This window comes from Thermithiobacillus tepidarius DSM 3134, assembly GCF_000423825.1.
Lineage (GTDB): Bacteria > Pseudomonadota > Gammaproteobacteria > Acidithiobacillales > Thermithiobacillaceae > Thermithiobacillus > Thermithiobacillus tepidarius.
Window position 1 is genome coordinate 20,659 of sequence record NZ_AUIS01000024.1, and the last position, 22,402, is coordinate 43,060.

Here is a 22,402-nt window from a genome sequence, read left to right on the forward strand (position 1 = left end):
GGGCCAAGCCCATGCCATCGAGGACGCCATGAGCCACGCCCATGCCCACGACCACGCCCATGCCCACGGCGCCAGCGCCGGCCGCGCCCTGCTCTGGGGCCTGCTGCTGACCTTCGGCTTCGCCGGGGTGGAAGCCCTGGCCGGCTGGTGGTCCGGCTCCCTGGCCCTGCTCGGCGATGCCGGCCACATGGTCACCGACGCCAGCGCCCTGGGCCTGGCGGCGCTGGCCGCCTGGATCGCCAAGCGCCCGCCCTCCGCGCGCCACACCTTCGGCCTGGCGCGCGCCGAGGTGCTGATCGCCTTGCTGAACGCCCTCTTCATGCTGGCCGTGGTGCTCGGCATCGTGGTGGAGGCGGTAAAGCGCCTGCAGGCGCCGGTGCCGGTGCAGGGCGGCATGGTCATGGGCGTCGCCGCCCTCGGTCTGCTGGTCAACCTGGGCGTGGCCTACCTGCTGTCGCGCGGCGAGGAGAACATCAATACCCGCGCCGCCCTGCTGCACGTCATGGGCGACCTGCTGGGTTCGGTGGCTGCGCTCACCGCCGGCGCGGTGATCCACTTCACCGGCTGGACGCCCATCGACCCGATCCTGTCCATCGCCATCTCCCTGCTCATCCTGCTGTCCACCTTCCGCCTGCTGCGCGAGGCCCTGCACGTGCTCATGGAAGGCGTGCCGCTGCACCTGGATCTGGAGGAAATCGGCCGGGCCATGGCGCGGACCGAGCATGTGCAGTCGGTGCACGACCTGCACATCTGGACCCTGAGCTCCGGCAGCATCGCGCTGTCGGCCCACGTGCTCCTGGACGATCTGAAGGACTGGCAGCGCTGCCTGGACAGCCTGCGGGAGATGCTGCACGAGGACTACGGCATCGACCACGTCACCCTGCAGCCGGAGCTGGCCACCTTCCCCATGACGCGCGCCGCCTATCCGCCCCGGCAGGAGCACGGACGCGATTGACCGTCGCCGGAACCCATCGGCTGGGCCGCAGCGATCGCGGGCCAGCCCGCTCCTGCGCCCGGGCGCCGCATCTTGGCTTGCAGGAGCGAGCCTGCTCGCGATCAACGCCCCCGCAACGCAGCCGCCATGGACCGGGCGGAAAAACGCCGCCGGCCAGCGCGCCGCTCAGCGCTCCGCCCCCATCCCCAAGGCCCGCTCCCGGCTGGCCTGCAGCGCCGCCGCACCCAATGGCGGCGCCAGCCAGCCGCCCAGGTGCTCGCGGGCGATGGCGAGCATGGCGTCGATCCAATCGTCGCGGTCGTTGAGGGCGGGCAGATAGCGGAAACGCTCGCCGCCGGCGGCCAGGAAGGCCTCCCGGCCGCCGATGGCGATCTCCTCCAGGGTTTCCAGGCAGTCGGCGGCGAAGCCGGGACAGACCACGTCCACCCGCCTCACCCCCTCCCGCGCCCACGCCTCCAGGGTGGGCACCGTATAGGGCTGCAGCCACTCGGCGCGGCCGAAGCGGCTCTGGAAGCTCACCGCGTAGCGCGCCGGCGGCAGTTCCAGCGCCTCGGCCAGCAGCCGGCCGGTCTTCTGGCACTCGCAGTGGTAGGGATCGCCCAGATCCAGCGAGCGCCGGGGCAGGCCATGGAAGGACATGAGCAGCCGTTCCGGCTCGCCGTGGGCGGCCCACTGCTCGCGCACGCTCGCCGCCAGGGCGGCGATGTAGGCCGGGTGATCGTGGTAGTGCATGATCATGCGCAGCTCCGGCAGGCGGCGGGTGCGCGTCAGCACCTTGCTGATGGCGTCGAAGGCGGAAGCGCCGGTGCTGGCGGCGTACTGGGGATAGAGCGGAAAGACCAGCACGCGCGTGCAGTTGGCCGCCTGCAGGCGCGCCAGCGCCGCCGGGATGTCCGGGCTGCCGTAGCGCATGGCCAGTTCCACCATCGCCTCCTCCCGCGCCAGCCGCGCCCGGAACTTGTCCGCCTGGCGCCGGGAATACACCAGCAGCGGCGAGCCTTCCGGCATCCAGATCTTGCGGTAGAGCTTGGCCGAGCGCGCCGGGCGCGTGTTCAGGATGACGCCGTGCAGGATCGGCCACCACACGGGCTTGGGAATCTCCACCACGCGCGGGTCGCTGAGGAACTCCTTCAGGTAGCGGCGCAGGGCCGGGGCGGTGGGCGCGTCCGGAGTGCCCAGGTTGATCAGCAGAATGCCCAGCTTCGGCTGGCTGCCGTGGGTATACGCAGGCGCGGGATTAAAGCGGGACATGGAGGCTCCGGCATGGCAAGGGGAAAGAAATCCTCGCAAGCATAAAGAGCGACCCAAACGCAGATCAAGTTCATGCTTCCATCTTGCCTGGCGGGCAGTGACGTTCAGCGCCCGGCTCCCCACCCCCGCGGCGGCACCATCCAGTAATAGAGGGTGCGGCCATCCATCTCCACCGTCCTGACCGGCTTCCAGTCGCCCATGTCGAAGCTGTGCGAGACGACGCGGGTCCCCGGCTTCAGCTCGCGCAGCAGCTTGGGGCGCAGGCGCTGGTTGACGTTGGGCAAGAGATAGAGCGTCACCACCGTCGCTTCATGAATATCGGCGTCGAAGAGATCCTGCTGGACGAACTTCACGCGGTCCGCCACGCCCGCCTTCCTGGCATTCTCCCGCGCCTCCTCGATGCGTTCCGGGTCGATGTCCACGCCGACCCCGCGCGCGCCGTACTTCTTGGCCGCGGCAATCACGATGCGCCCATCCCCCGAGCCCAGATCGTAGACCACGTCGCCCTTGCGTACCCCGGCCAACTGCAGCATGCGGTCCACCACGTCCTCCGGCGACGGCACGAACGGCACGTCGGTGGAAAGCGGCGGCTCGAAGGCCTGGGCCGGCACGGCGGCCGGCTGGCCGCCCCAGGCCGTTGCCGCGATCAAAGCCGATACCAGCGCATGGAGCGTCTTTCCCAACATGGCATCCCTCCTTTTTGGAGATCGATGGCTGCCTTACCGACGGCGATTCAACAGCAAAAGCGGCACGCCCGCCGCCAGCACCGCCACCCCGAAGAGCGCGCCGATGCCCGTGTAGGCCAGGCTGGCGTACAGCAGATAGGCGCTGCTGGCGCAAAAGATCAGCGGGGTGAGCGGATAGAGGGGGACGCGGAAGGGCCGGGGCGCCGCCGGCTCGCGGGCGCGCAGCACGAAAAGCGCGATGCCCGTCAGCAGGAAGAAAAACCAGAACACGGGCGCCGTGTACTCCACCATGGTTTCAAAGCCCCTGCGGGTCAGCGTGCCCAGGCCCACGAGCAGCAGCGCGACGGCGCCCTGCGCCAGGAGGGCGTTGCCGGGCGTGCCCGCCCGCGCGTGCCAGCGCCCCAGGGCGGCGAAGCGCGGGAAGTCGCGGCCGAGCGCGTAATTGGTGCGCGCCCCGGTGAGGATGGTCGCGTTGATGGAGGTCAGCGCGGCCAGCGCGATCAGCGCGCTGATCAGGCGCGTGCCGTCCTCCCCGGCCACCCGCCGCATCAGGTCGGAGGCGACGGCTTCCGAGCCGGCCATGCCGGCCAGCCCGAGCCCGTGCAGAAAAGCCCAGTTGGCCAGCAGGTACAATGCCGTGACGATGCCGATGCTCCAGATCAGCGCCCAGGCGATGCCGCGCCTGCCACCGCGCAGCTCCGCCGACACATAGGCCGCCTCGTTCCAGCCGCCGTAGGTCAGGAGCACGAAGACCATGACCAGCCCCGCGGCGCCCTGGGCGGCGCCGGCCGCCGGCGCGGCGGGCAGGGGCTCCGCCGGCGGGGCGGCGAAGGCCAGCCCCGCGGCGATGACCAGCAGAAGGCCCGCGACCTCCATGGACGTCAGCAGGTTCTGCACGCCCTTGCCCTGCCGGATGCCGAGCACGTTCACGCCCGTGAAGAGCGCGACGACGAGGGCGGCGTAAATGGAGGCGGAATGCTCGCCGAGCCGCCACAACTGCGAGGCGTAATCCCCGAAGACGAAGGCCAGCAGCGCGATGGAGCCGGTGGGAATGACCGTGAAGCGCGCCCAGGCGAACAGGAAGGCCAGGTTCCTGCCGAAGGCGCGGGCCAAGTAATGATAGTCGCCGCCGGGATGGGGGTAGGCCGACGCCAGCTCCGCATAGCACAGGGCGCCGATCAGCGACACGACGCCGCCCAGCAACCAGGCCAGCAGCACCAGTTCGGCGCTGCCGGCGTGGGCGGCGACCAGGGACGGGGTCTTGAAGATGCCCGCGCCGACCACGATGCCCACGATCAGGGCGATGGCATCGAGCAGGCGCAGCTTCGGTTGAGGCCCTGCCGTCATGTGCGTAGTCCGCGCTTGCCAGAAAGCTGTCCACGGCCGCCGCGTGCCCGGCCGGAGCCCCCGGAACCCGGCCCCGCGCATGTCGGCGGCAAACGCCCTACGATAAGGCATCGGCCGCAGCCGCAGATCATGCCAAAGTTGGAGTCGGGCGCGACCCGCCGCTACGGTTCGAAGCTCGCCCACACCGGGGCATGATCCGAAGGCCGCTCGTGGCGGCGCGGCTCGACGTCGATGGCGCAGTCCAGGCAGGCCGCCGCCATGGCCGGGCTGGCCAGGATGAGGTCGATGCGCAGGCCGAGCTTGCGCCGGAACATGAAGGCCCGGTAATCCCACCAACTATACAATCCGTCCTCCGTGTGGCGCAGGCGGAAGGCGTCCGTCAGGCCGAGATCCAGGATCTCCCGCAGGGCGGCGCGCTCGGCGTCGGACAGCAGGACCTGCCCGGCCAGGCCGGCCGGATCGTAGACGTCGCGGTCGTCGGGAGCGATGTTGAAGTCGCCCAGCAGCACCAGGCGCTCATGGCGGCGCAGGGCCTCGCCCAGATAGTCGCGCAGCCGCGCCAGCCACTGCAGCTTGTAGGCATACTTGTCCGAACCCACCGCCTGGCCGTTGGGCACGTAGACGTTCACCACGCGCACGCCGTTGACGGTGGCGGCCAGCAGGCGCCGCTGCGGGTCCTCGCCGTTGCCCAGCTCCGTCTCCACGTCGTGCAGGGGCAGGCGCGCCAGGGTGGCGACGCCGTTGTAGGTGGACTGGCCGCTGAAGGCCACGTGGTAGCCGGCGGCCTCGATGGCTGCCACCGGAAACTGGCCGTCGGCCAGCTTGGTCTCCTGCAGGCAGAGCACGTCCGGCCGCTGCGCCGCCAGCCAGTCGAGCACCTGCGGCAGGCGCACCTTGAGGGAGTTGACGTTCCAGGTGGCGATCTTCATTGCGGCGGCACGGTCTCGGCAAAGGCGGAACGCTCACCTAGGCGCGCACAGAGCGCCGCCAGGGCGGGGTGCGCCTCGCGCCAGGGCTGCGGCAGGCGCAGGTCCAGATAACCGAGGGCGCAGCCCACGGCGATGTCGGCCAGGCTGAAGCTGTCTCCCACGCACCAGCGCCGCCCGGCCAAGTCCCGCTCCATGGCCGCCAGGGCGCGGGCGATCTTGCCCTGCTGGCGGGCGATCCAGGCGTTGTCCTGCATGGCCGCGGGCCGTTTGCGCTCCAGGAAGACGGTCGCGGCGGCGTCGACGAGACCATCGGCCAGCGCCTCCCAGCGCAGCACGGCGATGCGCGCCGCCGCGTCGGCCGGCATCAGGGCCGGCGCCGGCCGGACCTGCTCCAGGTATTGCACGATCACGCGCGAGTCATAGAGCGTGCTGCCGTCGTCCAGGCGCAGGACCGGGATCTTGCCCAGCGGATTGAAATCCGGCACGTGGGTGTCGTCGTTCCAGGGAATATCCACCACGGGCTCGAAGGGCAGATCCTTTTCCCGCAGCGCGATGCGCACCTTGCGCGCGTAAGGGGAGGTGGGCGACATGATCAGTTGCATGGAGTTTTCCTTGTTGTCGGAGTTGTTGGATTCGAGTGGGAGCGGGCTCGGCCGCGCTGGTTACTGGACTGCAGGAGCGAGCTGGCTTGCGATCCATCGTGCCGACAGTAGGCAATCGCGGGCCAGCCCACTCCTACCGCCGGTGGCGGCAGCGCGGCCCAAGGGCACTGCCCGGGCGCCCGCCCTGTCGGCCCTCACCCGGCGGAAGCGGGTAGCCGGGACGACTGCGGTGCCGTGCAAAACCCTGGCGGTCCAGCAGCTCAGCTTGCAGGAGCGAGCTCGCTCGCGATCCGCCGTGCCGATAAGCGAATGATCGCGAGTTCGCTCCTACGGCCGGCGGCGACAGCGGGGGCCCTGCTCTTTGCCTACTTTCCCTTGGGCCAGCCAGAGACAGCGAGCGCAGCGAACGGCGAATAGATTACTGTCGAGCAATCCCCGACACCCAAGCACCCGCGGGCATAGCCCGCTCCAACCCTAAAACCGTTGGGCTACACAAGCTCAGCCCACTCCCCCTAAGCCCGCCCCGCCCGCTCCCGCCAATACTCGGCCCGCGCCGGGTCCGGAAAGAAGCCGAGCTGGCCGCGCTCCAGGGCGGTGGCCAGCACTTCCATGGCGTCCTGGTGGCCGGCCTCCGCGGCCCGCTCCAGCCATTGGCCGCTGGCCTTGAGGTCGAGCTCGCGGCCGAGCTTGCCCGTGCCCAGGGCCAGGGCCACGTTGAACATGGCGCGCTTGTTGCCGAGCTCGGCGGCGTGCAGGAACCAGTCGAAGGCGTAGTCGTCGCTTTGCGGCACGCCGCGACCATCCGCGTAGAGCACGCCCATGGCGAAGGCGCCGTCGGCGTGGCCGTGCTCGCCTGCCCGGGCATACCAGTAGGCCGCTTTGGGGTAATCGCCCAGTTGCTCGAAGACCACGCCCAGGTGGTACATGGAGTCGGCGAAGCCCTGCTCGGCCGCCTGGCTGAACCAGTGGATGGCCTGGTCGGGCTGCACCGCGGTGCCCTGGCCCTCGAAATACATGGCCCCCAGGTTGTGCATGGCCGCCACCACGCCCTGCTCCGCCGCCCGTTTGTACCAGTTGAGCGCCCACTTCTCGCTCTTGGGCACGCCATAGCCCTTGTGCAGCAGGATGGCGTAGTGCAGCTGCGCCTCGGCGTCGCCCGCCTCGGCCGCCGCCTTCAGCCAGCGCGCCGCTTCCGCGTAGTCGCGCGGCACCATTTCGCCGGCGGCGTGGGCCAGGCCCAGCAGGCGCATGGCCTCCACGTCGCCCGCCGCGGCCTGCGCCTGCAGGATCTGCAACTCCTCGGCCGTCAATTCCGTGCTCATGCCCCGCCCTCTCGCGCGAATCGCGCGCCCAAAGATGCTAAGATGCCGTTGAACCCCGTATTTTAACCGCAAGCATGAACTACGACCACAGCTATCACGCCGGCAATCTGGCCGACGTCTTCAAGCACCTGGCCCTGACCCTGGCCGTGCAGGCCATGGGCCGCAAGGACAAGGGCTTCGTCTACATCGACACCCACGCCGGCGCCGGGGCCTACGCCCTCGACCCGGGCGGCGAGCACGAGGGCGGCATCGGCCGCGTCTGGCCCAAGCGCCGCGAGCTGCCCAGCGCGGCAGCCTACTTCGACGCCGTCGCCGGCCTCAACCCCGCCGGCGCGCTCCGCCATTATCCCGGCTCGCCGCTGTTGGCCAAAGCCCTCCTGCGCCCCCAGGACCGCCTGGTGCTCTTCGAGACCCAACCCCTGGTGCTGCAGCGCCTCGGCCAGAATCTCGGCGCCGGCAAGGGCGTCCAAGCCTTCCAGAAGGACGGCCATCAGGGGCTGCTGGCGCAGATCCCGCCGCCGGAGAAGCGCGGCCTCATCCTCATCGACCCGCCCTTCGAGGCCCGCGACGAGTTCGAGCGGCTCACCCGCACCCTGGCCGGCGCCTGGAAGAAATGGCCGCAGGGCGTGTATCTGGCCTGGTACCCCATCAAGGCGCGCGGCATCATCGCCGCCTTCCATCGCAAGCTGCGCGAAAGCGGCGTGCCCGCCACCGCGGTGGAGCTCCTCAACCGTCCCGAGGACAAGCCCGAGCGCCTGAACGGCAGCGGCCTCATCGTCGTCAATCCGCCCTGGCAGTTCCTGGACCAGCTCCTGCCCCTGCTCGCCCAGCTCGCCCCCCTCTGCGCCGACCCGAAGACCGGCAGCCGCTGGTCCGTGCGCCTGGAAGGCTGGCCCGGGAGCTGATTGTTGGGCAAAATAGCGCCTGCATTTTCACAGGAGCGAGCCTTCTCGCGATCAGCGCAGCCATACACAAGGAAAGACCATGACCTTCGCGGAAAACCTCGCCAAGCTGCCCAAGGTGGACAAGATCCAAAAGCTGCAGCTCTACGGCGGCACCCACTCCGAACTCCTCGGCGAAATCGAGAACAAGCCCGGCCAGTCCGGCTCGGTGGCGGTGTACTACCACCTCGGCGTGAAGTACGGCGCCATCAGCCCCAAGGCCGCCAAGGAGGGCCTGGAACTCTACGCCGAGCACACGGACGATGCCCGCGCCCATCCCGGCAAGCACCCCAACATCGACCGGCTCTTCCAGATCATCGAGTCGGGCGACTTCGTCTCCGTGCGCGTCGTCGAGTAAATCCTTGCTGATCTACTGCTGGAACATCAACGGCATCCGCGCCGCCGAAAAGAAGGGCCTGCTCGCCTGGCTGACGCAGACCGCCCCGGACGTGCTCTGCCTGCAGGAGACCAAGGCCGATCCAATCGAGCTGTCAGACCAGCTGCTCCGTCCGCCCGGCTACCGGAGCTACTGGGCCGCGGCGGAAAAGAAGGGCTACAGCGGCGTGGCCACCTACTGCAAGCAGGCGCCCACCGCCTGGCGGGTCGGGCTCGGCATCGAGCGCTTCGACCGCGAGGGCCGCGTGCTCATGACCGAGCACGGCGACTTCGAGCTCTACAACGTCTACTTCCCCAACGGCAAGGCCAGCCCCGAGCGCCTGGCCTACAAGCTCGACTTCTACGACGCCTTCCTGGCCCACGTCGACGCCCGCGTCCAGGCCGGCAAGCAAGTCATCTTCTGCGGCGACGTGAACACCGCCCATCAGCCGGTGGACCTCGCCCGCCCCCGGGAGAACGAAAAGATCTCCGGCTTCCTGCCCGAGGAGCGCGCCCACCTGGACAAGTGGCTCGCCCACGGCTGGGTGGACGTCTTCCGCCACCTGCACCCGGATGCCCGCGACGCCTACACCTGGTGGAGCCTGCGCACCAACGCCCGCGCCCGCAACGTGGGTTGGCGCATCGACTACTTCTTCGTGCACCAGCGCTGCCTGCCCCGGATCAAGGCCGCCGGCATCGCCGCCGATGTCATGGGCGCCGACCACTGCCCCCACTGGATCGAAGTCCATGACTAAAACCCCCAGGCCCCCCAAGACCAAGCAGACCTCTCCCGCAGCCCCACAGGGCAGGCGCGCGCCTGCTCGCGAGTCCCACGCCGGCGATGCCTCCAGTTACGGCGCCGAGACCCTGGCCCACTTCGTCACCATCCGCGACTACCTGCGCTGGGCCGTCACCCGCTTCGAGGCCGCCGGCCTCGACTACAGCCAGGGGCGCCAGACCGCCCGCGCCGAGGCGGAATACCTCCTCGCCCGCAGCCTGGGCCTGCAGCCCGAGGAACTCGGCGACTTCCTCGACACCCGCCTGCTGCCGGAGGAAAAGACCCGCGTGCTCGCCGCCCTGCGCCAGCGCGAGATCGAACGCAAGCCCGCCGCCTACATCACCCACGAAGCCTGGTTCTGCGGCCTCAAGTTCTACGTGGACGAGCGCGTGCTCATCCCGCGCAGCCTGCTGGAGGAGTTCATCGAGGAAGGCTTCCAGCCCTGGGTCGATCCCAACCACGTTCACCGCATCCTCGACCTCTGCACCGGCAGCGGCTGCATCGCCATCAGCTTGGCCTACGCCTTCCAGGGCGCCCAGGTGGACGCCGCCGACATCTCCGCCGACGCCCTGGAAGTCACCCGCCGCAACATCGCGGCCCACGGCGTGCAGGACTACGTCCACCCGGTCCAGTCCGACCTCTTCGGGAACCTGCAGGGCCGCCGCTATGACCTCATCGTCAGCAACCCGCCCTACGTGGACGCCGCCGCCATGGCCGAGCTCCCCGCCGAGTATCATCGCGAACCAGCCCTGGCCCTGGCCGCCGGCGACACCGGCCTGGACTGCGTCATCCCCCTCCTCCGCCACGCCGCCGAGCACCTCACCGAGCACGGCGTTCTGGTGGTGGAAGTGGGCGACAGCGAAACCGCCCTGCAGCAGCGCTACCCGGACGTACCCTTCCTGTGGCTGGAGCACAGCGCGGGAGGCTCGGGGATTTTCCTGCTGACGGCAGAACAGCTGCGGGAGCATGCGGGGCGGTGGTAGGCAGCGCCGGAGCAAACCCTTTTGGCACATGGTGAGGGCTGGCTTTCGAAGAAATAACATGGCCAAAAGCGGGTACAATTCGGCCGTCATACTCAATCGCTTGCTAAAGTTTGAGAGCATCTTCCCGACATAGTAGCAATACCGATCTGACCATTCGAAGCTGGCGCAGCAACAGTGTCTGCAAAGCCGCTACGCTGCCTTGTGCAATACGCAAATTCGTGAAACACCACACTTGAATGATGCAGCCGAACTCAAGCGGCCTTGACTCCTTTCATACTCCCGCCTATAAACAACAGCAACCACAAGAAACATGCTGACCTGCTTTGGCAGGATACAAAAACAATAAGGTGTCCAATGAAATCTGGTATTCGCCCATTATCCATGGCTTGCGCTGTTTCATTGCTCGCAGGCTGCGCCACCGTCCCTGCTTCACCCACCAAAGTTGATGCACCCGTATCGCGCATGGCGCAAGAAGAGGCGCAGAAAAACCTCAGCGTGCCTCCTACCAAGACCCTCAAGCGCAAGGTTGCCATAGCCAGGTTCAGCAATGAGACCCGTTACGGCAGATCCCTCCTGCGGGACTCAGACCTGGATCCATTGGGGAAGCAAGCATCGGATATGCTTGCTAACCGACTGGTTGCGTCAGGCAACTTCCTGGTTTTCGAGCGCCCAGACATCGAAAAGATCAAGCGGGAACAAGCGGTCTCGAGCAAGGCGGATCTGATCGGTGTGGACACCCTGATCGTGGGGTCGGTAACTGAGTTTGGAAGATCCACCACTGGCAAAGCCGGCTTCCTAAGTTCCACCAAGAGACAGACAGCCAAAGCAAAGGTTGAAGTCAGGCTGGTCGATGTCAAAACCGGCCACGTCTTCTTCTCTACCACCGGTTCCGGAGAAGCCAGCACCGAATCGGGAGAAGTGGCCGGCTTCGGTAGCCGCGCAGATTACGACGCCACGCTCAACGACCGGGCGATTGCGGCAGCCATTTCGGACGTTTTGACCGGATTGATCACCAAGATGGAAGAACGGCCATGGCGGACCGACATTCTGCAGATTAACGGGAATCAGGTGTTCATCAGCGGCGGTCAACACCAAGGACTGAAGGTTGGCGATACGCTGGCCATCATGCAGGAAGGCAAGAAGGTAAAGAGTAAGCAATCCGGGTTCGAGATCACCTTGCCTGCTACGGAAGTAGGCAGCATCCGGGTCGTCAGCCTGTTCGGCGAATCGGAAACGAACGAAGGAGCCATCTGCGAACTCGTGGCAGGCACACTCACAAACTATCCGCTCAACGAGCTTTTCGTGTCCGAAAAGAAGGGTAAGTCATGAGGAACCTCGCCCTGTTTACCCTGACTATCGTACTGCTCGGTGGTTGCGCTTACCCTACGAGCGAAGTCAAGACCACCGACAATCGGGCAAGCATTGCTGTACAAGGTGCTCCCGAGGATGCTGTCTTGTACATTGACGGCCTCTCCATGGGAAGGGTGGCTCATTTCGATGGCAAATCCAAAGTACTCCTCATAGAACCGGGGATCCACAAAGTGGAAATAGTAAACCACAACAAAGTGCTGCTATCAGAAAAAGCTTTCCTCGGGACCGGAGAATTAAAAACCTTCACCATGACAGGGGTAAACGATAACCAATGAAAGCAAAGCAAATCCCCGTAGCCATCGGCCTGCTCTTAGCCATGACCGGGTGCGCGACCAACCCGCAAAAGTACTCCTGGGGCGGTTATGAGAAAGGGCTTTATCAATATTATAAAAATCCTGCGAGTTCAGAAGATCTTGCCGAGAAGCTAGCGCAAGCGATCGAATCTGGAGAGCAGAAGGGGAATGTACCCCCAGGCATTTACGCCGAGTACGGCTATCTGCTTTACACCTCCGGAAAGAAGGCTGAAGCGGTAGCGTATTTTGAAAAGGAAAAGGCAGCATGGCCGGAGTCCAGCATACTGATGGACAAGATGATCAAAAACGCACAAACCGCCTCAAGCAGCACTCTTACCAAAGCCGAGGACAAACAAGCCGGGGTGGCTTCACGATGACTACAAGCGCCAAACTTATTATTGCCTTTGGGCTCGTGCTCCTCACCACTGGATGTGCGACTACCCCGCCTTCCAATGACTACACCCAGTTCCGCCAAGCCGATCCCAGGTCCATTCTTGTCGTTCCCGTTGTAAACCGAAGCGTCGATATCAATGCTCCGGATTACTTCCTCTCGACTATCACTCGCCCCGTGGCTGAGCGCGGCTACTATGTTTTCCCGGTCAACTTGACCAAACACCTGCTAGAAGACGATGGTCTCTCGGACGCCGACTTGGTGCATGAAGCAGATCCGAAACGGGTGGCTGAACTATTCGGCGCAGATTCCGTCCTGTACATCACTATCGATAGATGGGACGCCAAATACGTTCTTCTCTCCACCACGGTTACGGTGAAGTTCAATTACAGTCTCAAGAGTGCCAAGACTGGAGAAGAGATATGGCACTCGTCCGAAACGATGGTTTACCAGCCACAGAACAACTCAACTGGCAATCCTTTGGGTGATCTCATCGCCGCTGCAGTATCTGCTGCAATAACGAAGGCTGCCCCCAATTACATTCCTCTTGCCCAGCAAGCCAACGCCCTTGCTGTTGCCAGACCACACCGCGGGCTCCCTGCAGGGCCTCACTCGGCAGTGTACAAGAAGGATATGAATCTATTTTAACCCAGTTGCTTACCGACCCTCTCATGGAACCCGGCCGCCAAAGCGACCGGGTTCTTATGCCTTGACGAACAACCAAAAGGCGGTATAGCTTACCGCGCCGCTTCACACCACCCATACCCAGAGAAATTCAACGGCGACTCGCGAGCCATGCACAGGCGGATTATGATCGTTAGTCCTGCGAGCTCTCCTCCCGCCTCCGGCGCTTTCCTTTTGACCATTCCGCACTCTCGAAGCGCTGCCGCGTCTCGTCCATCTTGTCCAGCACCGCTTCCGGCGCCACGTCCTGGGCCAGCTCGTCCAGCTCCGGGTTTTTCGATTCCTCCACGCCCATGCGTTCGGCCATGGCGGTGACGAGCTGGATCAGCCGGGTGATTTCATGTTCGGCCAGCAGGCTGATCTGCAGGTCGAGGTCGGCGCGCTTGTCGGCCAGGGCGGCCATGCGGTTCTGGCTGATCAGCACGAAGGTGGACAGGAAGATTGCCTCCACCGAGGCGACCATGGCCAGCTTGACGAAGGAGGCGTCGAACTTCGGGATGAAGGGCAGCCAGCCCAGATTGATGGCAATCCACAAGCCGTAGACGACGAGGTGAATATAGACGAAGCGCATGCTGCCGGTGAAGCGGGTGATGGCGTCGGCGATGCGCTCCTGCATGCCCTTGCGCCGTTCCTCCGCCCGGCGGCGAGCGAGGAGCGTGCTGATGTTGCGCTCGACCACGTCGGCGAGCTCCGATTGGGCGGATGCTGGCGTCTTGTCGTCCATCCCTGCTCCTGTATCGGCCATCGTGCTTCAGCGCAGCGTGAATTCGCTGACGGTGCCGCTGTGCCGGTCGAAGCGCAGCAGCCGGCCGTGGTTGGGGTCGGCGACCAGCACGAGTTCCTGCCAGGCGGCGACGCCCGGTTCGGCGGGGACGGCCTGCCGGTCGCCGTACTTGGCCTCCGGCCTGTGCAGGTCGGGAACCACGTGCATGCAGGCCACCTTGCCGCGCAGGCTCAGCGGCCGGCTGAAGTTCGGCCAGGGCAGTTCGGGGCCGAAATCGGGAGCACGCACGCGGGCTGCCATGGGGTCTCCTTTACGCACGCGGATACCCATTGGATTGCCGGGCCCGGGCCAGGTTCAGGCACTCGGCCTTGCGGCCCTCCTGCCCGGCAGGAGAGGTGCTATAGTAAGGCAAATCCGCCAAGAGGGGGCTCGCCATGGCATCGCGTCTCTGGACTGTGCTGGGTGTCGGACTGCTGCTGAACCCGGGGCTGGCGCCGCCGGCCCTGGCCCACACCCACCTGGTGCGCTCCGAGCCGGCCGCGCAGGCGGCCCTGGCCGCGCCGCCCCGGCGCTTCGCCCTGTACTTTGCCCAGCCCATCGAAGGGGCCTTCAGCCGCTATCTTCTCATTGCCGGGCAGGATAGCCGGCAGTGGCCGCTGGCGGCGGACCAGCCCGCCGTCCGTCATCCGGTGGCGGTGAGCGGGCCGTTGCCCGAGCTGAAGCCCGGCCGCTATGTGCTGCGCTGGAGCGTGGTCTCCCTGGACGGCCACCGCCAGGAGGGGCGCATCCCCTTCACCGTGCGCTGAGCATGGCCGACCCGCACCTGCTGGACGGCATGCTGGCCCGGGCGCTGGCCTACGCCGGCACGGCCGCCATGACCGGGCCGGCCACTTGGCGGCTGCTGACCGGCGCCGTCGCCGCCCACGCGCGCGCCCTGCGGCTCGGCGGCCTGGCGGCGGCCTGCGGCGGCGCGGCGCTGGCGCTGCACGCCACCACGCTCATGGCCTTCACCGCCTTCGTGCCCGACGATTCGGGGCTGCTGGAGCTGGCGGAAACCCGGATCGGCCCGGGCGACTACGCCACCGTCCTGCGCGACACCGCCTACGGGCATGCCTGGCTGGCCTATGTGGGCGCCTTGCTGCTGCTGACCGGCTACGGGCGGCTGAGCCGGGCTTGGCCGCGCGCGCAGGCGTGGGGAACCTGGCTCTTGGGGCTCGGCGCCCTGGGCGCGCTGGCCCTGATGGGCCATGCCGGGGAATGGGGCGCGGGATCGACGCTCTTTGCCGTGGACCTGCTGCATTTGACGGCGGTCACGGCCTGGCTGGGCGGCTTCATGGTCCTGGTGCTGGGGCGCTTCGGCACCGGCGAGCGGGTGCTGCCGCCGGCCCTGCGCGCCTTCTCGCGCTTCGCCGCGCCCGCCATGCTGGTGGCGGTCGGCAGCGGGATCGGGCGCTTGGCGCTGCAGGAGGTGGGCCTGGATGCTCTCGCCCACAGTGCCTACGGCTGGGTGCTGGCCGGCAAGCTGCTGGCGCTGCTCGGCGTGCTGCTGAGCGCCTACGGCCTGCGCCGCTGGCTGCGCGCCGTCCATGAGCCGGCGGCCGCGCAGTGGCGGACCTTCGATGACCGCCTCAGCGCCGAGATCTTCTTCGCCGCGCTCCTGCTGCTGGCCGCCGCCCTGCTCACTCAGCTCCCACCGCCGCCATCGTATCCGGCGTCATCCGCGGCTCGATTCCACCCCACTGATGCAGTTGCGCGGCTATGCGCTCCGCCTCGGGCGGCGGACGCAGATGGACGAGCAGCAGCGGGATGTCGCGCTCCAGGGCCCGGTAATGCTCCGGCTTGGGGTGCGAGCGCCTGAGCAGGCCATAGAGGCCACCCAAGGCGCCGCCCATCATGACGCCGATGTTGGGCCCGAGCAACTGGACGTAGGCCAGCAGGCCGGGGGATTCGAAGCCGGGCATGAGGGTCAGGCCGATGGTGAAGGCGGCGGCGAGCACCAGGCCGGCCAGCGCGCCGCGGCCGGCGAAGGAAAAGATGCTGTCCCGGTACGGTTGCCCCTGGCCGTCGAAGAAGCGCTCGCGGGCGCGCGCGGCCAGGGCCACGTCGATGAGGTCGCGCGGAATGCCCTGGTTCACCAACTGCGTGACCGCCCGGGTCACGGCGGCTTCCGTTTCGAAGAAGGCCGACACGGTGAAGGTATGCCTGGGTGCCGATCTGCTCGGGCTCATGCGCCGCTCCGCTGGGCTTGCAGCTCCGGCATGGTCCAGGGCTGGGTGCGGGCGCTGTCGGCCTGGCGGATCTTCGCCACCAGCTGCGGGTCGACGGGCCCGGCCCGGTTGCCGCCCATGCTGCGGATGTGGGTGGCGACGGCGGCGATCTCTGCGTCGCTCAACTGGTTCTTCCAGGCCGGCATGTGGCCGTTGTAGCTGCCGCCCTTGACCGTGACTGGCCCCTGCAGGCCGTCCAGGATGATGCGCACCACGGTCTCCGGATCGCCCTGCACGATGTCGGAACCCGCCAGCGGCGGAAAGGTGCCGGGCACGCCCATGCCGTTGGCCTGGTGGCAGGTGGCGCAATGGGACGTGAAGACCGCCGCGCCCGAAACGGTCTTCGCCGCGGGCGCCGTCTGGCCCGGCCCGACGCCCACGGGCAGATAGCCGGTGTAGGGGGCGGTGCCGAAGGGCCCCACGTGCTTGCCCAGGTAAAAGCCGCCGACGAAGACGGTGAGCACCACCGCCGCCCACAGCCACCAGGGACCGGTGTGCGCGGCTTCATTGGGTTCCTCCGCCTCGCGCAACAGGGCGCCGTGGATGCGCAGCGTGCTCTTCTCGTGCTGGCGCGGGTCATGCCCGCCGGCGCTCTGCCGATCCATTCAGGACCCTCCCTGGGCCACCTGGCCCTTGGGCGGGCTGGTGCCCTCGGGTCGGGCCGATTCCGGCGACGGATAGGTGTGGTTCAGCGATAGCAGGTAGGCTACCAGGGCCAGGGCCTCGGGCTTGGCGACCACCACTTGGCCGGGCGGCGCGTAGGGCGCCGGCACCTTGACCACCGTATCTCCGGGCGCCGCCTGGGCCTTCAGCTCGAAGAGGAAGGGGAAGGCCGGCATGATGGACCAGGGCACCAAGGCGCGCGGCTGGTACAGGTGCAGCAATTGCCACTGCGGGTCGGGCAGGCGCGCGCCGACGTTGAAGAGATCCGGCCCGGTGCGCATGGTGCCGAGCAGATGCGGCTGGTCATAGTAGTAATCCGCCGGCACCGAGGGCCGCCCCCAGCCGCGCTGGGCGTCGGTGGTGATGGCCGGGTCACGGATCTGCTGCGTATGGCAGTAGATGCAGCCGTTGGCCATGTAAACGGCGCGCCCGCGTGCCTGCTCCGCCGTGTAGGGCTTGAGCTGCGGCGGCGGCTTGACCTCGGCCAGCAGCGCCTTGGGGACGGCCACCAGCACCACCGCCGCGAAGGTCACCGCGGCCAAGGCGCCGATCAGCAGCATGAGCACCCGACTCACGGCCGTCCGCCTTCACGCAGCGCGGCGGGCGCCGGCTCGTCGATGAGGATGGGCTTGACGGCGTAGAAGGGCGGCGCCTCCAGCTCGGGACCGCGCCGCATCACCATCAGATAGGTGTGATACAAAAACACCAGGTGCCCCAGCGTCAGCACCACCGCCGACGCGCTGCGCACCCACAGCCAGGGAATGGTCGCCTCCACGGAAGTCTGGAAGGACTTGGCCGGATCGAGCATGTCCAGGCCCTGGATCACCCCGCCGATGCTCAGACCGACCACGTAGACCACCATGCCCACCGCCACCAGCCAGAAGTGCAGGCGGATGAGCTGGGCGCTGGGCCATTCGCGGCCGATGAGGCGCGGCAGGATATAGTAGAGCGCGCCGAAGAGGGCGAAGGTGACGAACATGTAGACACCCACGTGCGAATGGGCGATGGTCCACTGGGTGAAGTGGCTGACGCGGTTGACCTCCACCAGCGCCGTCATGATGCCCTGCAGCGACACCGCCGTGTAGGACATGGCGGCCAGCACGATGAAGGTGAGCGTGGGCGAGTAGCGCATGGCGCCGAAGCGCCCCACCACCGTCATGTGCTGGTTCACGCCCACCGCCAGCACCGGGATGAACATCATGATGCTGGCGGTGATGGAAGTGGTGATCATCCACTGCGGCAAGGGCCCGCCGACCAGATGGTGCATGCCGTTCAGGGCATAGAAGAAAGCCAGCGCCCAGAAGCCCACCAGCGACAGCCAGTAGGAATAGATGGGCCGCCCCACGATCTTGGGAATCAGGTAATAGATCACCCCCAGGTTGACGGTGGTCAGCCACAGCCCGAGGGCGTTGTGGGCATAGAACCAGTTCACCGCCGCCGACTCCACGCCGCGGTAGAAGGGCAGGTTGCCCACGGTGAAGATGACGGGAAACCACAGATAAGAGGCGGCCACGTACCAGACCGATACGTAGAGATGCTTCACCTGGCGGTCCATCAGCGTGCGCCAGATGCTCGCGCCCACCAGTCCGGCGCCGAGCACCAGCAACGGATCGGCGAGGTAGCGGTCCATCTCCAGCCACTCGAGACCATCGGTCACGCCGGCCAGCATCAGCACGACGCCCACGACTACGCCCACGGTCCACACCAGGATGCCGGCACTGGCGAGATTGGCCCAGCGCAGCGGCGTACGCAGCAGGCGCGGCATCATCCACAGGGACACCCCGAACATGCTGGTGGAGGCCCAGCCATAGATCATGGCGTTCAGGTGGGCCGGACGCACGCGCCCGAAGGTCAGCCAGTCCCAGTGCGACCACCAGTCGGGGAAGTTGAACTTGAAGCTGGCCACGTCGCCGAAGAAGGTGCCCACCAGCAGCCAGGCGAGGCCGATGTAGAAGCTGAGCAGCACCGGCCGGCGCCCGGAGGCGTCGTAGCGGGCCACTTCCTCGACGTTCTCCCGGATCTGCTGGTCTTCCTTGCTGAGCCGGGCCGCTGCGCTGTCGCTCATCGCGCTTCTCCCCATTCGCCCTTTTTCGGCGGAATCAGCTCGCCGTAGGCGGCGGCGCGCTCGGCCCGCTGCGCGGCGTTCTCCCACGGGCGCTCGTAGCGCAGGTCGGCACTGTCGAAGGGCAGCATGGCCTGGGCATCCATCTCGTCGAACTGCCCCGCCTTGAAGGCCCAGGCCAGCAGGGCGAAGCCGAGCAGGCCGAGCCCCAGCACCAGCAGGATGACGGTCAGGGACGCGTAGAACACGGGCGCCTCCGCAGGAAGAAACGATGGCCGGAGGATGACGCGCAACGGGAAGCGGAAGGACTGGGGAAACCGAGATCTTTCATGCGTTTCTCTCCTCGCTGGAGCAGGAAAGCCTGAAAAGCGGACCCGGCGGTGCTGGCGGGAATTGAGCAAAGATAAAGACTGTGGCAGGCCGCGGAAATCAGACCAAGGTTTTAAGCCTGCGCTTGCCTCCCCGCCGCCCGCGGGCTTAAATGGATGACACCGCCCCGACCGGCCTTGCGCGAGACCCGCCGATGCACATCCTGGTGATCAACGCCGGCTCCTCCTCCCTGAAAGCGGAGCTCTGGGACTCGTCCTCGGCGCAGGCGCTGCTGCGCTGGCACGCCCAGCGCATCGGCAGCGCCCACGGCGCCATCGTCAGCCAAAGCGGCAGCGCGCCCGCCCGCCGGCAGGTGCAAATGCTGTCCAGCCATGCCGACGCCTTTCAGGCGCTGCTGCGCGAGCTGGGCGGGCAGCCTGCCTTCCAGCGCGTGGGCCACCGGGTGGTGCACGGCGGCCCCGACTACGTGCGGTCCACCTGGCTGGACGACCGCGTCTGCGCCGAACTGCGCCGCCTCGTGCCCTTGAGCCCCCTGCACCAGCCCCTCAACCTGCAGCTCATCGACGCCAGCCGGCAGGCCTGGCCCGCCATTCCCCAGGCCGCCGTCTTCGATACCGAGTTCCACGCCACCCTGCCGCCGGTCGCGCGCGAGTACGCCCTGCCCCAAACGTGGCGCGACTGGGGCGTGCGCCGCTACGGCTTCCACGGCATCGCCTGCGAGGACGTGCTACACCAGCTGGGCGCGGCTCGGGCGTCACGGCTGGTCATCTGCCACCTGGGCAGCGGCGCCTCGGTGACGGCGGTGCGCGACGGCGCGAGCGTGGACACCAGCATGGGCATGACGCCCCTGGAGGGGCTGGTGATGGCCACCCGCTCCGGCGACGTCGACCCCGGCGCGCTCCTGTACCTGCTGCGCGAGCGCGGCGTCAGCCCCGCGGAACTCGATCGCGGCCTCAACGAGGCCAGCGGCCTGCTTGGCCTGGCCGGCGACCGCGACATGGCCCACCTGCTGGCCGCCGACACGCCGGCGGCGCGCTTTGCCGTGGAGCTCTTCTGCTACCGGGTGCGCAAGGCCATCGGCGCCTACGCCGCCGCCCTGGGCGGCCTGGATCAGCTCGTCTTCTCCGGCGGCATCGGCGAAAACGCGCCCGCCGTGCGCGCCGCCATCTGCGCGCCGCTGGACTTCCTTGGCGTGCGCCTCGACCCGGCGGCCAACGCCGCCAATGAGGCGCGGCTCGCCACCGGCCCGGTGGACGTGCACCGCATCGCCGTCAACGAAAACCGCGCCATCACCCGGGCGGTAGCCGCCCTGCCTGCCCCGCCGGCCGTTGCGACTTAAGTCTTCCCGCTTAAGTGCTATGCAGCAAATCGGAACTTTTTCCTATCCTTGAGTCGCGGTCATTACAACAGCACAGATAGGGAGGATGTATGGAGCGCGGCTCGCACGCCCTTCGGGCGCTTCCGTTCGTTTTGGCTTTGGGTCTGGCAGGCTGTGGCGGCGGCGGGAGCGGCGACAGCGCCAGCCCGACGTCCGGCGTGGCGCCGGACACCACGGCACCCTTCGTCGTCTCCACCACGCCCGCGAACAACGCCGTCGGCGTGGCCGTCAACGGCGCCATTACCGTCACCTTCAGCGAGCCGGTAACCGGCATCGACGGGACCACCTTCCTGGTGAGCGCCAACGGTGCGCCGGTGGCTGGCCAAGTCACCTATGTGGGCCGAACCGCCACTTTCACGCCCAGCAGCCCCCTGGCCGCTGCCGGCACCACCTACACGGTCACCATCACCACCGGCGTCAAGGACGCAGCGGGCAACGCACTGGCGTCCAACTACAACTGGACCTTCAGCACGCCGGCCGCCGCCGGCAATGCCGTCGCCCGCGCCGCCGACGGCAGCATCTACGTGGTCGGCGACACCAACGGCAACCTGGGCGTCAGCACGTTGGTCAACCAAGGTGCCCGGGACATCTTCCTGATCAAGTATGACGGCAGCGGCAACGTGGCCTGGCGGCGCCTGATCGGCACCAGCGCCGACGAGTCGGCCGCCGGCGTGACCGTGGATGCCAGCGGCGGCGTCTACGTGGCCGGCGCCACCCAGGGCAAGCTGGGCGACAACATCGGTGCCAATGTCGGCAAGAGCGATCTCTTCATAATCAAGTTCGACGCCGGCGGCAACCGGCTCTGGGCCCAGCAGCTCGGCACCACCGAGGATGACGCCGCCACTGGCGTGGCGGTGGACGGCAACGGCGGTGTCTACGTAGCCGGCCATACCAGCGGCACGCTGGCCGGCGCCATCAGCGCTGGTCAGCGCGATGCCCTGCTCGCCCGCTTTGATGCGAGCAATGGCGCGCTCATCTGGACCCGGCAGTTGGGCACCGCCGCGAACGACAAGGCCACCAGCGTGACGGCGGACGGTACCGGCATCTATGTGGGCGGCACCACCGGCGGCATCATGCCTGGCGTACCCGCTGCCACCACCTACATGGGCGCCACCGACTTCTTCGTGGCCAAGTTCGACGCCAGCGGCAATCAGACCTGGACCCAGCAGATGGGCACGCCGGAGGACGACATCCTCAGCGGCATCGCGGTGTTCAGCGGCAAAGTCTACGTGACCGGCCACACCAACTGCAACCTGGCCGGCACCAACGCCGCGGGCGATGTAGGCATTACCTATGATCTCTTCGCCGTCAGTTTCCGCATCGGCGATGGGCTCATGCAGTGGAAACAGGAGTTCGGCTCGAAGGGCAGCGAGTTCGCCACCGGCGTCGCCGTGGACGCCAGCGGCGTCTACGTGACCGGCTATACCAACGGCAACCTGGCTGATCCCGGCGCCGCCATGCAGAGCAATCCTTATGATGCATTCCTGGTCAAGTACGATCTCAGCGGCGCTCGCCAGTGGGTGCAGCAGAAAGGCACGGCCGGCAGCGATCTGACCAACGCCGTGGCGGTGGACGGCAACGGCAACACCGTCATCACCGGCTACAGCAGCGAGCCGCAGAACCTGGCCGGCAGCACCGCCGTGGGCGACGGGGTCTTCCTGCTCAGGTACGACGGCAGCGGCAATCCCGTCTAAGCCGGCGGTCACAGGCTGCTCAGCCAGCCGCGGGGGGCGCAATGCCCCCCATTTTGCCTCTTTTCAATTTCGAGTGGGTAAGCTGGACCTGAGCAGGTACGGGATCGGGTATGACTGACAAGCTGTTTGAGGCTGCCTTGGGGGTCTCTCCGCCGTGGCAGGTGACGGGCGCGGACTTCGATTTGGCGGCCAAGACGCTCACCATCCGGGTGGACTTCATCGCCGGCAGCCGCTTCGCGCTGGCTGGCGTGGAGGGCCAGCATCCGGTTCACGACACCGTCGCCAAGCGTTACCGGCACCTGAACTTCTTCCAGCACGAGTGCTTCCTGGAAGTGCGTGTCCCCCGGGTAAAGCTGCCCGATGGCAGCGTCCGCCA

25 protein-coding genes and 1 pseudogene are annotated in these 22,402 nt (G+C 67.3%); 14 read left to right on the plus strand and 12 right to left on the minus strand.

From position 1 onward, the window contains the following. Nucleotides 1-28 precede the first annotated feature (28 nt). On the plus strand, nt 29-955 hold the full coding sequence (locus G579_RS17115) for a cation diffusion facilitator family transporter (RefSeq protein WP_038019554.1): 927 nt from the start codon (nt 29-31) through the stop codon (nt 953-955). A 165-nt stretch (nt 956-1,120) separates the two neighbouring features. Here G579_RS17115 and hemH read toward each other — a convergent pair whose 3' ends face one another. The 6 genes from hemH to G579_RS0111045 form a co-directional block, all read right to left on the minus strand. Continuing rightward, nucleotides 1,121-2,206, minus strand: coding sequence for a ferrochelatase (gene hemH / locus G579_RS0111020; protein WP_028990237.1), 1,086 nt, complete (start codon nt 2,204-2,206; stop codon nt 1,121-1,123). 104 nt (nt 2,207-2,310) lie between these two features. Then, nucleotides 2,311-2,892 (minus strand): SAM-dependent methyltransferase, encoded by a 582-nt coding sequence (locus tag G579_RS17120; RefSeq protein WP_081662739.1) that lies wholly within the window; start codon nt 2,890-2,892, stop codon nt 2,311-2,313. A 33-nt stretch (nt 2,893-2,925) separates the two neighbouring features. Next, entirely contained in the window at nt 2,926-4,239 is a 1,314-nt protein-coding gene (locus tag G579_RS0111030; RefSeq protein WP_028990238.1) for an APC family permease, read from the minus strand. 161 nt (nt 4,240-4,400) lie between these two features. Beyond that, nucleotides 4,401-5,168, minus strand: coding sequence for an exodeoxyribonuclease III (locus G579_RS0111035; RefSeq protein ID WP_028990239.1), 768 nt, complete (start codon nt 5,166-5,168; stop codon nt 4,401-4,403). Further along, nucleotides 5,165-5,770 carry a glutathione S-transferase gene (locus G579_RS0111040; protein ID WP_028990240.1) on the minus strand — a complete coding sequence of 202 codons (606 nt, stop codon included), beginning with the start codon at nt 5,768-5,770 and terminating at the stop codon, nt 5,165-5,167. Before G579_RS0111040 ends, G579_RS0111035 begins: the two co-directional genes overlap by 4 nt. Nucleotides 5,771-6,282: 512 nt before the next feature. Beyond that, nucleotides 6,283-7,092 carry a tetratricopeptide repeat protein gene (locus G579_RS0111045; RefSeq protein WP_081662740.1) on the minus strand — a complete coding sequence of 270 codons (810 nt, stop codon included), beginning with the start codon at nt 7,090-7,092 and terminating at the stop codon, nt 6,283-6,285. Between the two features lie 74 nt (nt 7,093-7,166). On the opposite strand from G579_RS0111045, the gene G579_RS0111050 reads away from it, so the two are divergent. The 8 genes from G579_RS0111050 (at nt 7,167) to G579_RS18700 (ending at nt 12,872) form a co-directional block, all read left to right on the plus strand. After that, nucleotides 7,167-7,997 (plus strand): 23S rRNA (adenine(2030)-N(6))-methyltransferase RlmJ, encoded by an 831-nt coding sequence (locus G579_RS0111050; RefSeq protein ID WP_028990242.1) that lies wholly within the window; start codon nt 7,167-7,169, stop codon nt 7,995-7,997. A gap of 79 nt (nt 7,998-8,076) precedes the next feature. After that, entirely contained in the window at nt 8,077-8,391 is a 315-nt protein-coding gene (locus tag G579_RS0111055) for a DUF2322 family protein (protein WP_028990243.1), read from the plus strand. A gap of 4 nt (nt 8,392-8,395) precedes the next feature. Continuing rightward, entirely contained in the window at nt 8,396-9,163 is a 768-nt protein-coding gene (locus G579_RS0111060; protein ID WP_028990244.1) for an exodeoxyribonuclease III, read from the plus strand. Then, nucleotides 9,156-10,169 (plus strand): 50S ribosomal protein L3 N(5)-glutamine methyltransferase, encoded by a 1,014-nt coding sequence (gene prmB, locus G579_RS0111065; protein ID WP_081662741.1) that lies wholly within the window; start codon nt 9,156-9,158, stop codon nt 10,167-10,169. Before G579_RS0111060 ends, prmB begins: the two co-directional genes overlap by 8 nt. A gap of 354 nt (nt 10,170-10,523) precedes the next feature. After that, nucleotides 10,524-11,498, plus strand: a complete 975-nt coding sequence (locus G579_RS0111070; RefSeq protein WP_028990246.1) for a CsgG/HfaB family protein — start codon at nt 10,524-10,526, stop codon at nt 11,496-11,498. Continuing rightward, nucleotides 11,495-11,815 carry a hypothetical protein gene (locus tag G579_RS19070; RefSeq protein WP_051181442.1) on the plus strand — a complete coding sequence of 107 codons (321 nt, stop codon included), beginning with the start codon at nt 11,495-11,497 and terminating at the stop codon, nt 11,813-11,815. The genes G579_RS0111070 and G579_RS19070 overlap by 4 nt, the downstream gene beginning before the upstream one ends. After that, nucleotides 11,812-12,210, plus strand: a complete 399-nt coding sequence (locus tag G579_RS18695; RefSeq protein ID WP_081662742.1) for a DUF4810 domain-containing protein — start codon at nt 11,812-11,814, stop codon at nt 12,208-12,210. Before G579_RS19070 ends, G579_RS18695 begins: the two co-directional genes overlap by 4 nt. Continuing rightward, the gene (locus G579_RS18700; protein ID WP_081662743.1) at nt 12,207-12,872 is read left to right on the plus strand and encodes a DUF799 domain-containing protein; all 666 of its coding nucleotides are present in this window, start codon (nt 12,207-12,209) and stop codon (nt 12,870-12,872) included. Before G579_RS18695 ends, G579_RS18700 begins: the two co-directional genes overlap by 4 nt. A gap of 169 nt (nt 12,873-13,041) precedes the next feature. Here G579_RS18700 and G579_RS17130 read toward each other — a convergent pair whose 3' ends face one another. Next, entirely contained in the window at nt 13,042-13,632 is a 591-nt protein-coding gene (locus G579_RS17130; protein ID WP_051181444.1) for a DUF1003 domain-containing protein, read from the minus strand. Between the two features lie 27 nt (nt 13,633-13,659). Beyond that, entirely contained in the window at nt 13,660-13,932 is a 273-nt protein-coding gene (locus tag G579_RS0111080; protein ID WP_028990247.1) for a thioredoxin domain-containing protein, read from the minus strand. Nucleotides 13,933-14,066: 134 nt separating this feature from the next. Here G579_RS0111080 and G579_RS0111085 point away from each other — a divergent pair, with 134 nt between their 5' ends. Further along, on the plus strand, nt 14,067-14,438 hold the full coding sequence (locus tag G579_RS0111085; RefSeq protein ID WP_028990248.1) for a copper resistance CopC family protein: 372 nt from the start codon (nt 14,067-14,069) through the stop codon (nt 14,436-14,438). A 2-nt stretch (nt 14,439-14,440) separates the two neighbouring features. Continuing rightward, entirely contained in the window at nt 14,441-15,490 is a 1,050-nt protein-coding gene (locus G579_RS0111090) for a CopD family protein (protein ID WP_028990249.1), read from the plus strand. 366 nt (nt 15,491-15,856) lie between these two features. Here the strand turns inward: G579_RS0111090 and G579_RS17135 are convergent, their stop codons facing one another. From G579_RS17135 to ccoS, 4 genes are read right to left on the minus strand one after another with little or no spacing between them, the layout of a single operon-like run. Continuing rightward, entirely contained in the window at nt 15,857-16,504 is a 648-nt protein-coding gene (locus G579_RS17135) for a c-type cytochrome (protein WP_038019544.1), read from the minus strand. Further along, nucleotides 16,505-17,137 carry a cbb3-type cytochrome c oxidase subunit II gene (locus G579_RS0111100; protein ID WP_028990250.1) on the minus strand — a complete coding sequence of 211 codons (633 nt, stop codon included), beginning with the start codon at nt 17,135-17,137 and terminating at the stop codon, nt 16,505-16,507. Further along, the gene (locus tag G579_RS0111105) at nt 17,134-18,627 is read right to left on the minus strand and encodes a cbb3-type cytochrome c oxidase subunit I (RefSeq protein ID WP_028990251.1); all 1,494 of its coding nucleotides are present in this window, start codon (nt 18,625-18,627) and stop codon (nt 17,134-17,136) included. Before G579_RS0111105 ends, G579_RS0111100 begins: the two co-directional genes overlap by 4 nt. Beyond that, nucleotides 18,624-18,872, minus strand: coding sequence for a cbb3-type cytochrome oxidase assembly protein CcoS (gene ccoS, locus G579_RS0111110; protein WP_028990252.1), 249 nt, complete (start codon nt 18,870-18,872; stop codon nt 18,624-18,626). The genes G579_RS0111105 and ccoS overlap by 4 nt, the downstream gene beginning before the upstream one ends. Before the next feature lie 275 nt (nt 18,873-19,147). Here ccoS and G579_RS17140 point away from each other — a divergent pair, with 275 nt between their 5' ends. The 3 genes and pseudogenes from G579_RS17140 to G579_RS0111125 all read left to right on the plus strand — a co-directional run. Then, nucleotides 19,148-20,293, plus strand: a complete 1,146-nt coding sequence (locus tag G579_RS17140; protein WP_038019545.1) for an acetate/propionate family kinase — start codon at nt 19,148-19,150, stop codon at nt 20,291-20,293. Nucleotides 20,294-20,490: 197 nt separating this feature from the next. Further along, a complete protein-coding gene (locus G579_RS17145; protein WP_162142998.1) occupies nt 20,491-22,026 on the plus strand; it encodes an SBBP repeat-containing protein in 1,536 nt (511 codons plus the stop codon). Between the two features lie 110 nt (nt 22,027-22,136). Continuing rightward, a pseudogene (locus tag G579_RS0111125) lies at nt 22,137-22,402 on the plus strand (ISL3 family transposase); the annotation flags it as partial.

What these genes read in the sequence shown, in the direction of transcription:
- G579_RS17115 (WP_038019554.1), top strand. Translation starts at nt 29, where the DNA reads ATGAGCCACGCCCATGCCCACGACCACGCCCATGCCCACGGCGCCAGC.
- hemH (WP_028990237.1), bottom strand. Translation starts at nt 2,206, where the DNA reads ATGTCCCGCTTTAATCCCGCGCCTGCGTATACCCACGGCAGCCAGCCG.
- G579_RS17120 (WP_081662739.1), bottom strand. Translation starts at nt 2,892, where the DNA reads ATGTTGGGAAAGACGCTCCATGCGCTGGTATCGGCTTTGATCGCGGCA.
- G579_RS0111030 (WP_028990238.1), bottom strand. Translation starts at nt 4,239, where the DNA reads ATGACGGCAGGGCCTCAACCGAAGCTGCGCCTGCTCGATGCCATCGCC.
- G579_RS0111035 (WP_028990239.1), bottom strand. Translation starts at nt 5,168, where the DNA reads ATGAAGATCGCCACCTGGAACGTCAACTCCCTCAAGGTGCGCCTGCCG.
- G579_RS0111040 (WP_028990240.1), bottom strand. Translation starts at nt 5,770, where the DNA reads ATGCAACTGATCATGTCGCCCACCTCCCCTTACGCGCGCAAGGTGCGC.
- G579_RS0111045 (WP_081662740.1), bottom strand. Translation starts at nt 7,092, where the DNA reads ATGAGCACGGAATTGACGGCCGAGGAGTTGCAGATCCTGCAGGCGCAG.
- G579_RS0111050 (WP_028990242.1), top strand. Translation starts at nt 7,167, where the DNA reads ATGAACTACGACCACAGCTATCACGCCGGCAATCTGGCCGACGTCTTC.
- G579_RS0111055 (WP_028990243.1), top strand. Translation starts at nt 8,077, where the DNA reads ATGACCTTCGCGGAAAACCTCGCCAAGCTGCCCAAGGTGGACAAGATC.
- prmB (WP_081662741.1), top strand. Translation starts at nt 9,156, where the DNA reads ATGACTAAAACCCCCAGGCCCCCCAAGACCAAGCAGACCTCTCCCGCA.
- G579_RS0111070 (WP_028990246.1), top strand. Translation starts at nt 10,524, where the DNA reads ATGAAATCTGGTATTCGCCCATTATCCATGGCTTGCGCTGTTTCATTG.
- G579_RS19070 (WP_051181442.1), top strand. Translation starts at nt 11,495, where the DNA reads ATGAGGAACCTCGCCCTGTTTACCCTGACTATCGTACTGCTCGGTGGT.
- G579_RS18695 (WP_081662742.1), top strand. Translation starts at nt 11,812, where the DNA reads ATGAAAGCAAAGCAAATCCCCGTAGCCATCGGCCTGCTCTTAGCCATG.
- G579_RS18700 (WP_081662743.1), top strand. Translation starts at nt 12,207, where the DNA reads ATGACTACAAGCGCCAAACTTATTATTGCCTTTGGGCTCGTGCTCCTC.
- G579_RS17130 (WP_051181444.1), bottom strand. Translation starts at nt 13,632, where the DNA reads ATGGACGACAAGACGCCAGCATCCGCCCAATCGGAGCTCGCCGACGTG.
- G579_RS0111080 (WP_028990247.1), bottom strand. Translation starts at nt 13,932, where the DNA reads ATGGCAGCCCGCGTGCGTGCTCCCGATTTCGGCCCCGAACTGCCCTGG.
- G579_RS0111085 (WP_028990248.1), top strand. Translation starts at nt 14,067, where the DNA reads ATGGCATCGCGTCTCTGGACTGTGCTGGGTGTCGGACTGCTGCTGAAC.
- G579_RS0111090 (WP_028990249.1), top strand. Translation starts at nt 14,441, where the DNA reads ATGGCCGACCCGCACCTGCTGGACGGCATGCTGGCCCGGGCGCTGGCC.
- G579_RS17135 (WP_038019544.1), bottom strand. Translation starts at nt 16,504, where the DNA reads ATGGATCGGCAGAGCGCCGGCGGGCATGACCCGCGCCAGCACGAGAAG.
- G579_RS0111105 (WP_028990251.1), bottom strand. Translation starts at nt 18,627, where the DNA reads ATGAGCGACAGCGCAGCGGCCCGGCTCAGCAAGGAAGACCAGCAGATC.
- G579_RS17140 (WP_038019545.1), top strand. Translation starts at nt 19,148, where the DNA reads ATGCACATCCTGGTGATCAACGCCGGCTCCTCCTCCCTGAAAGCGGAG.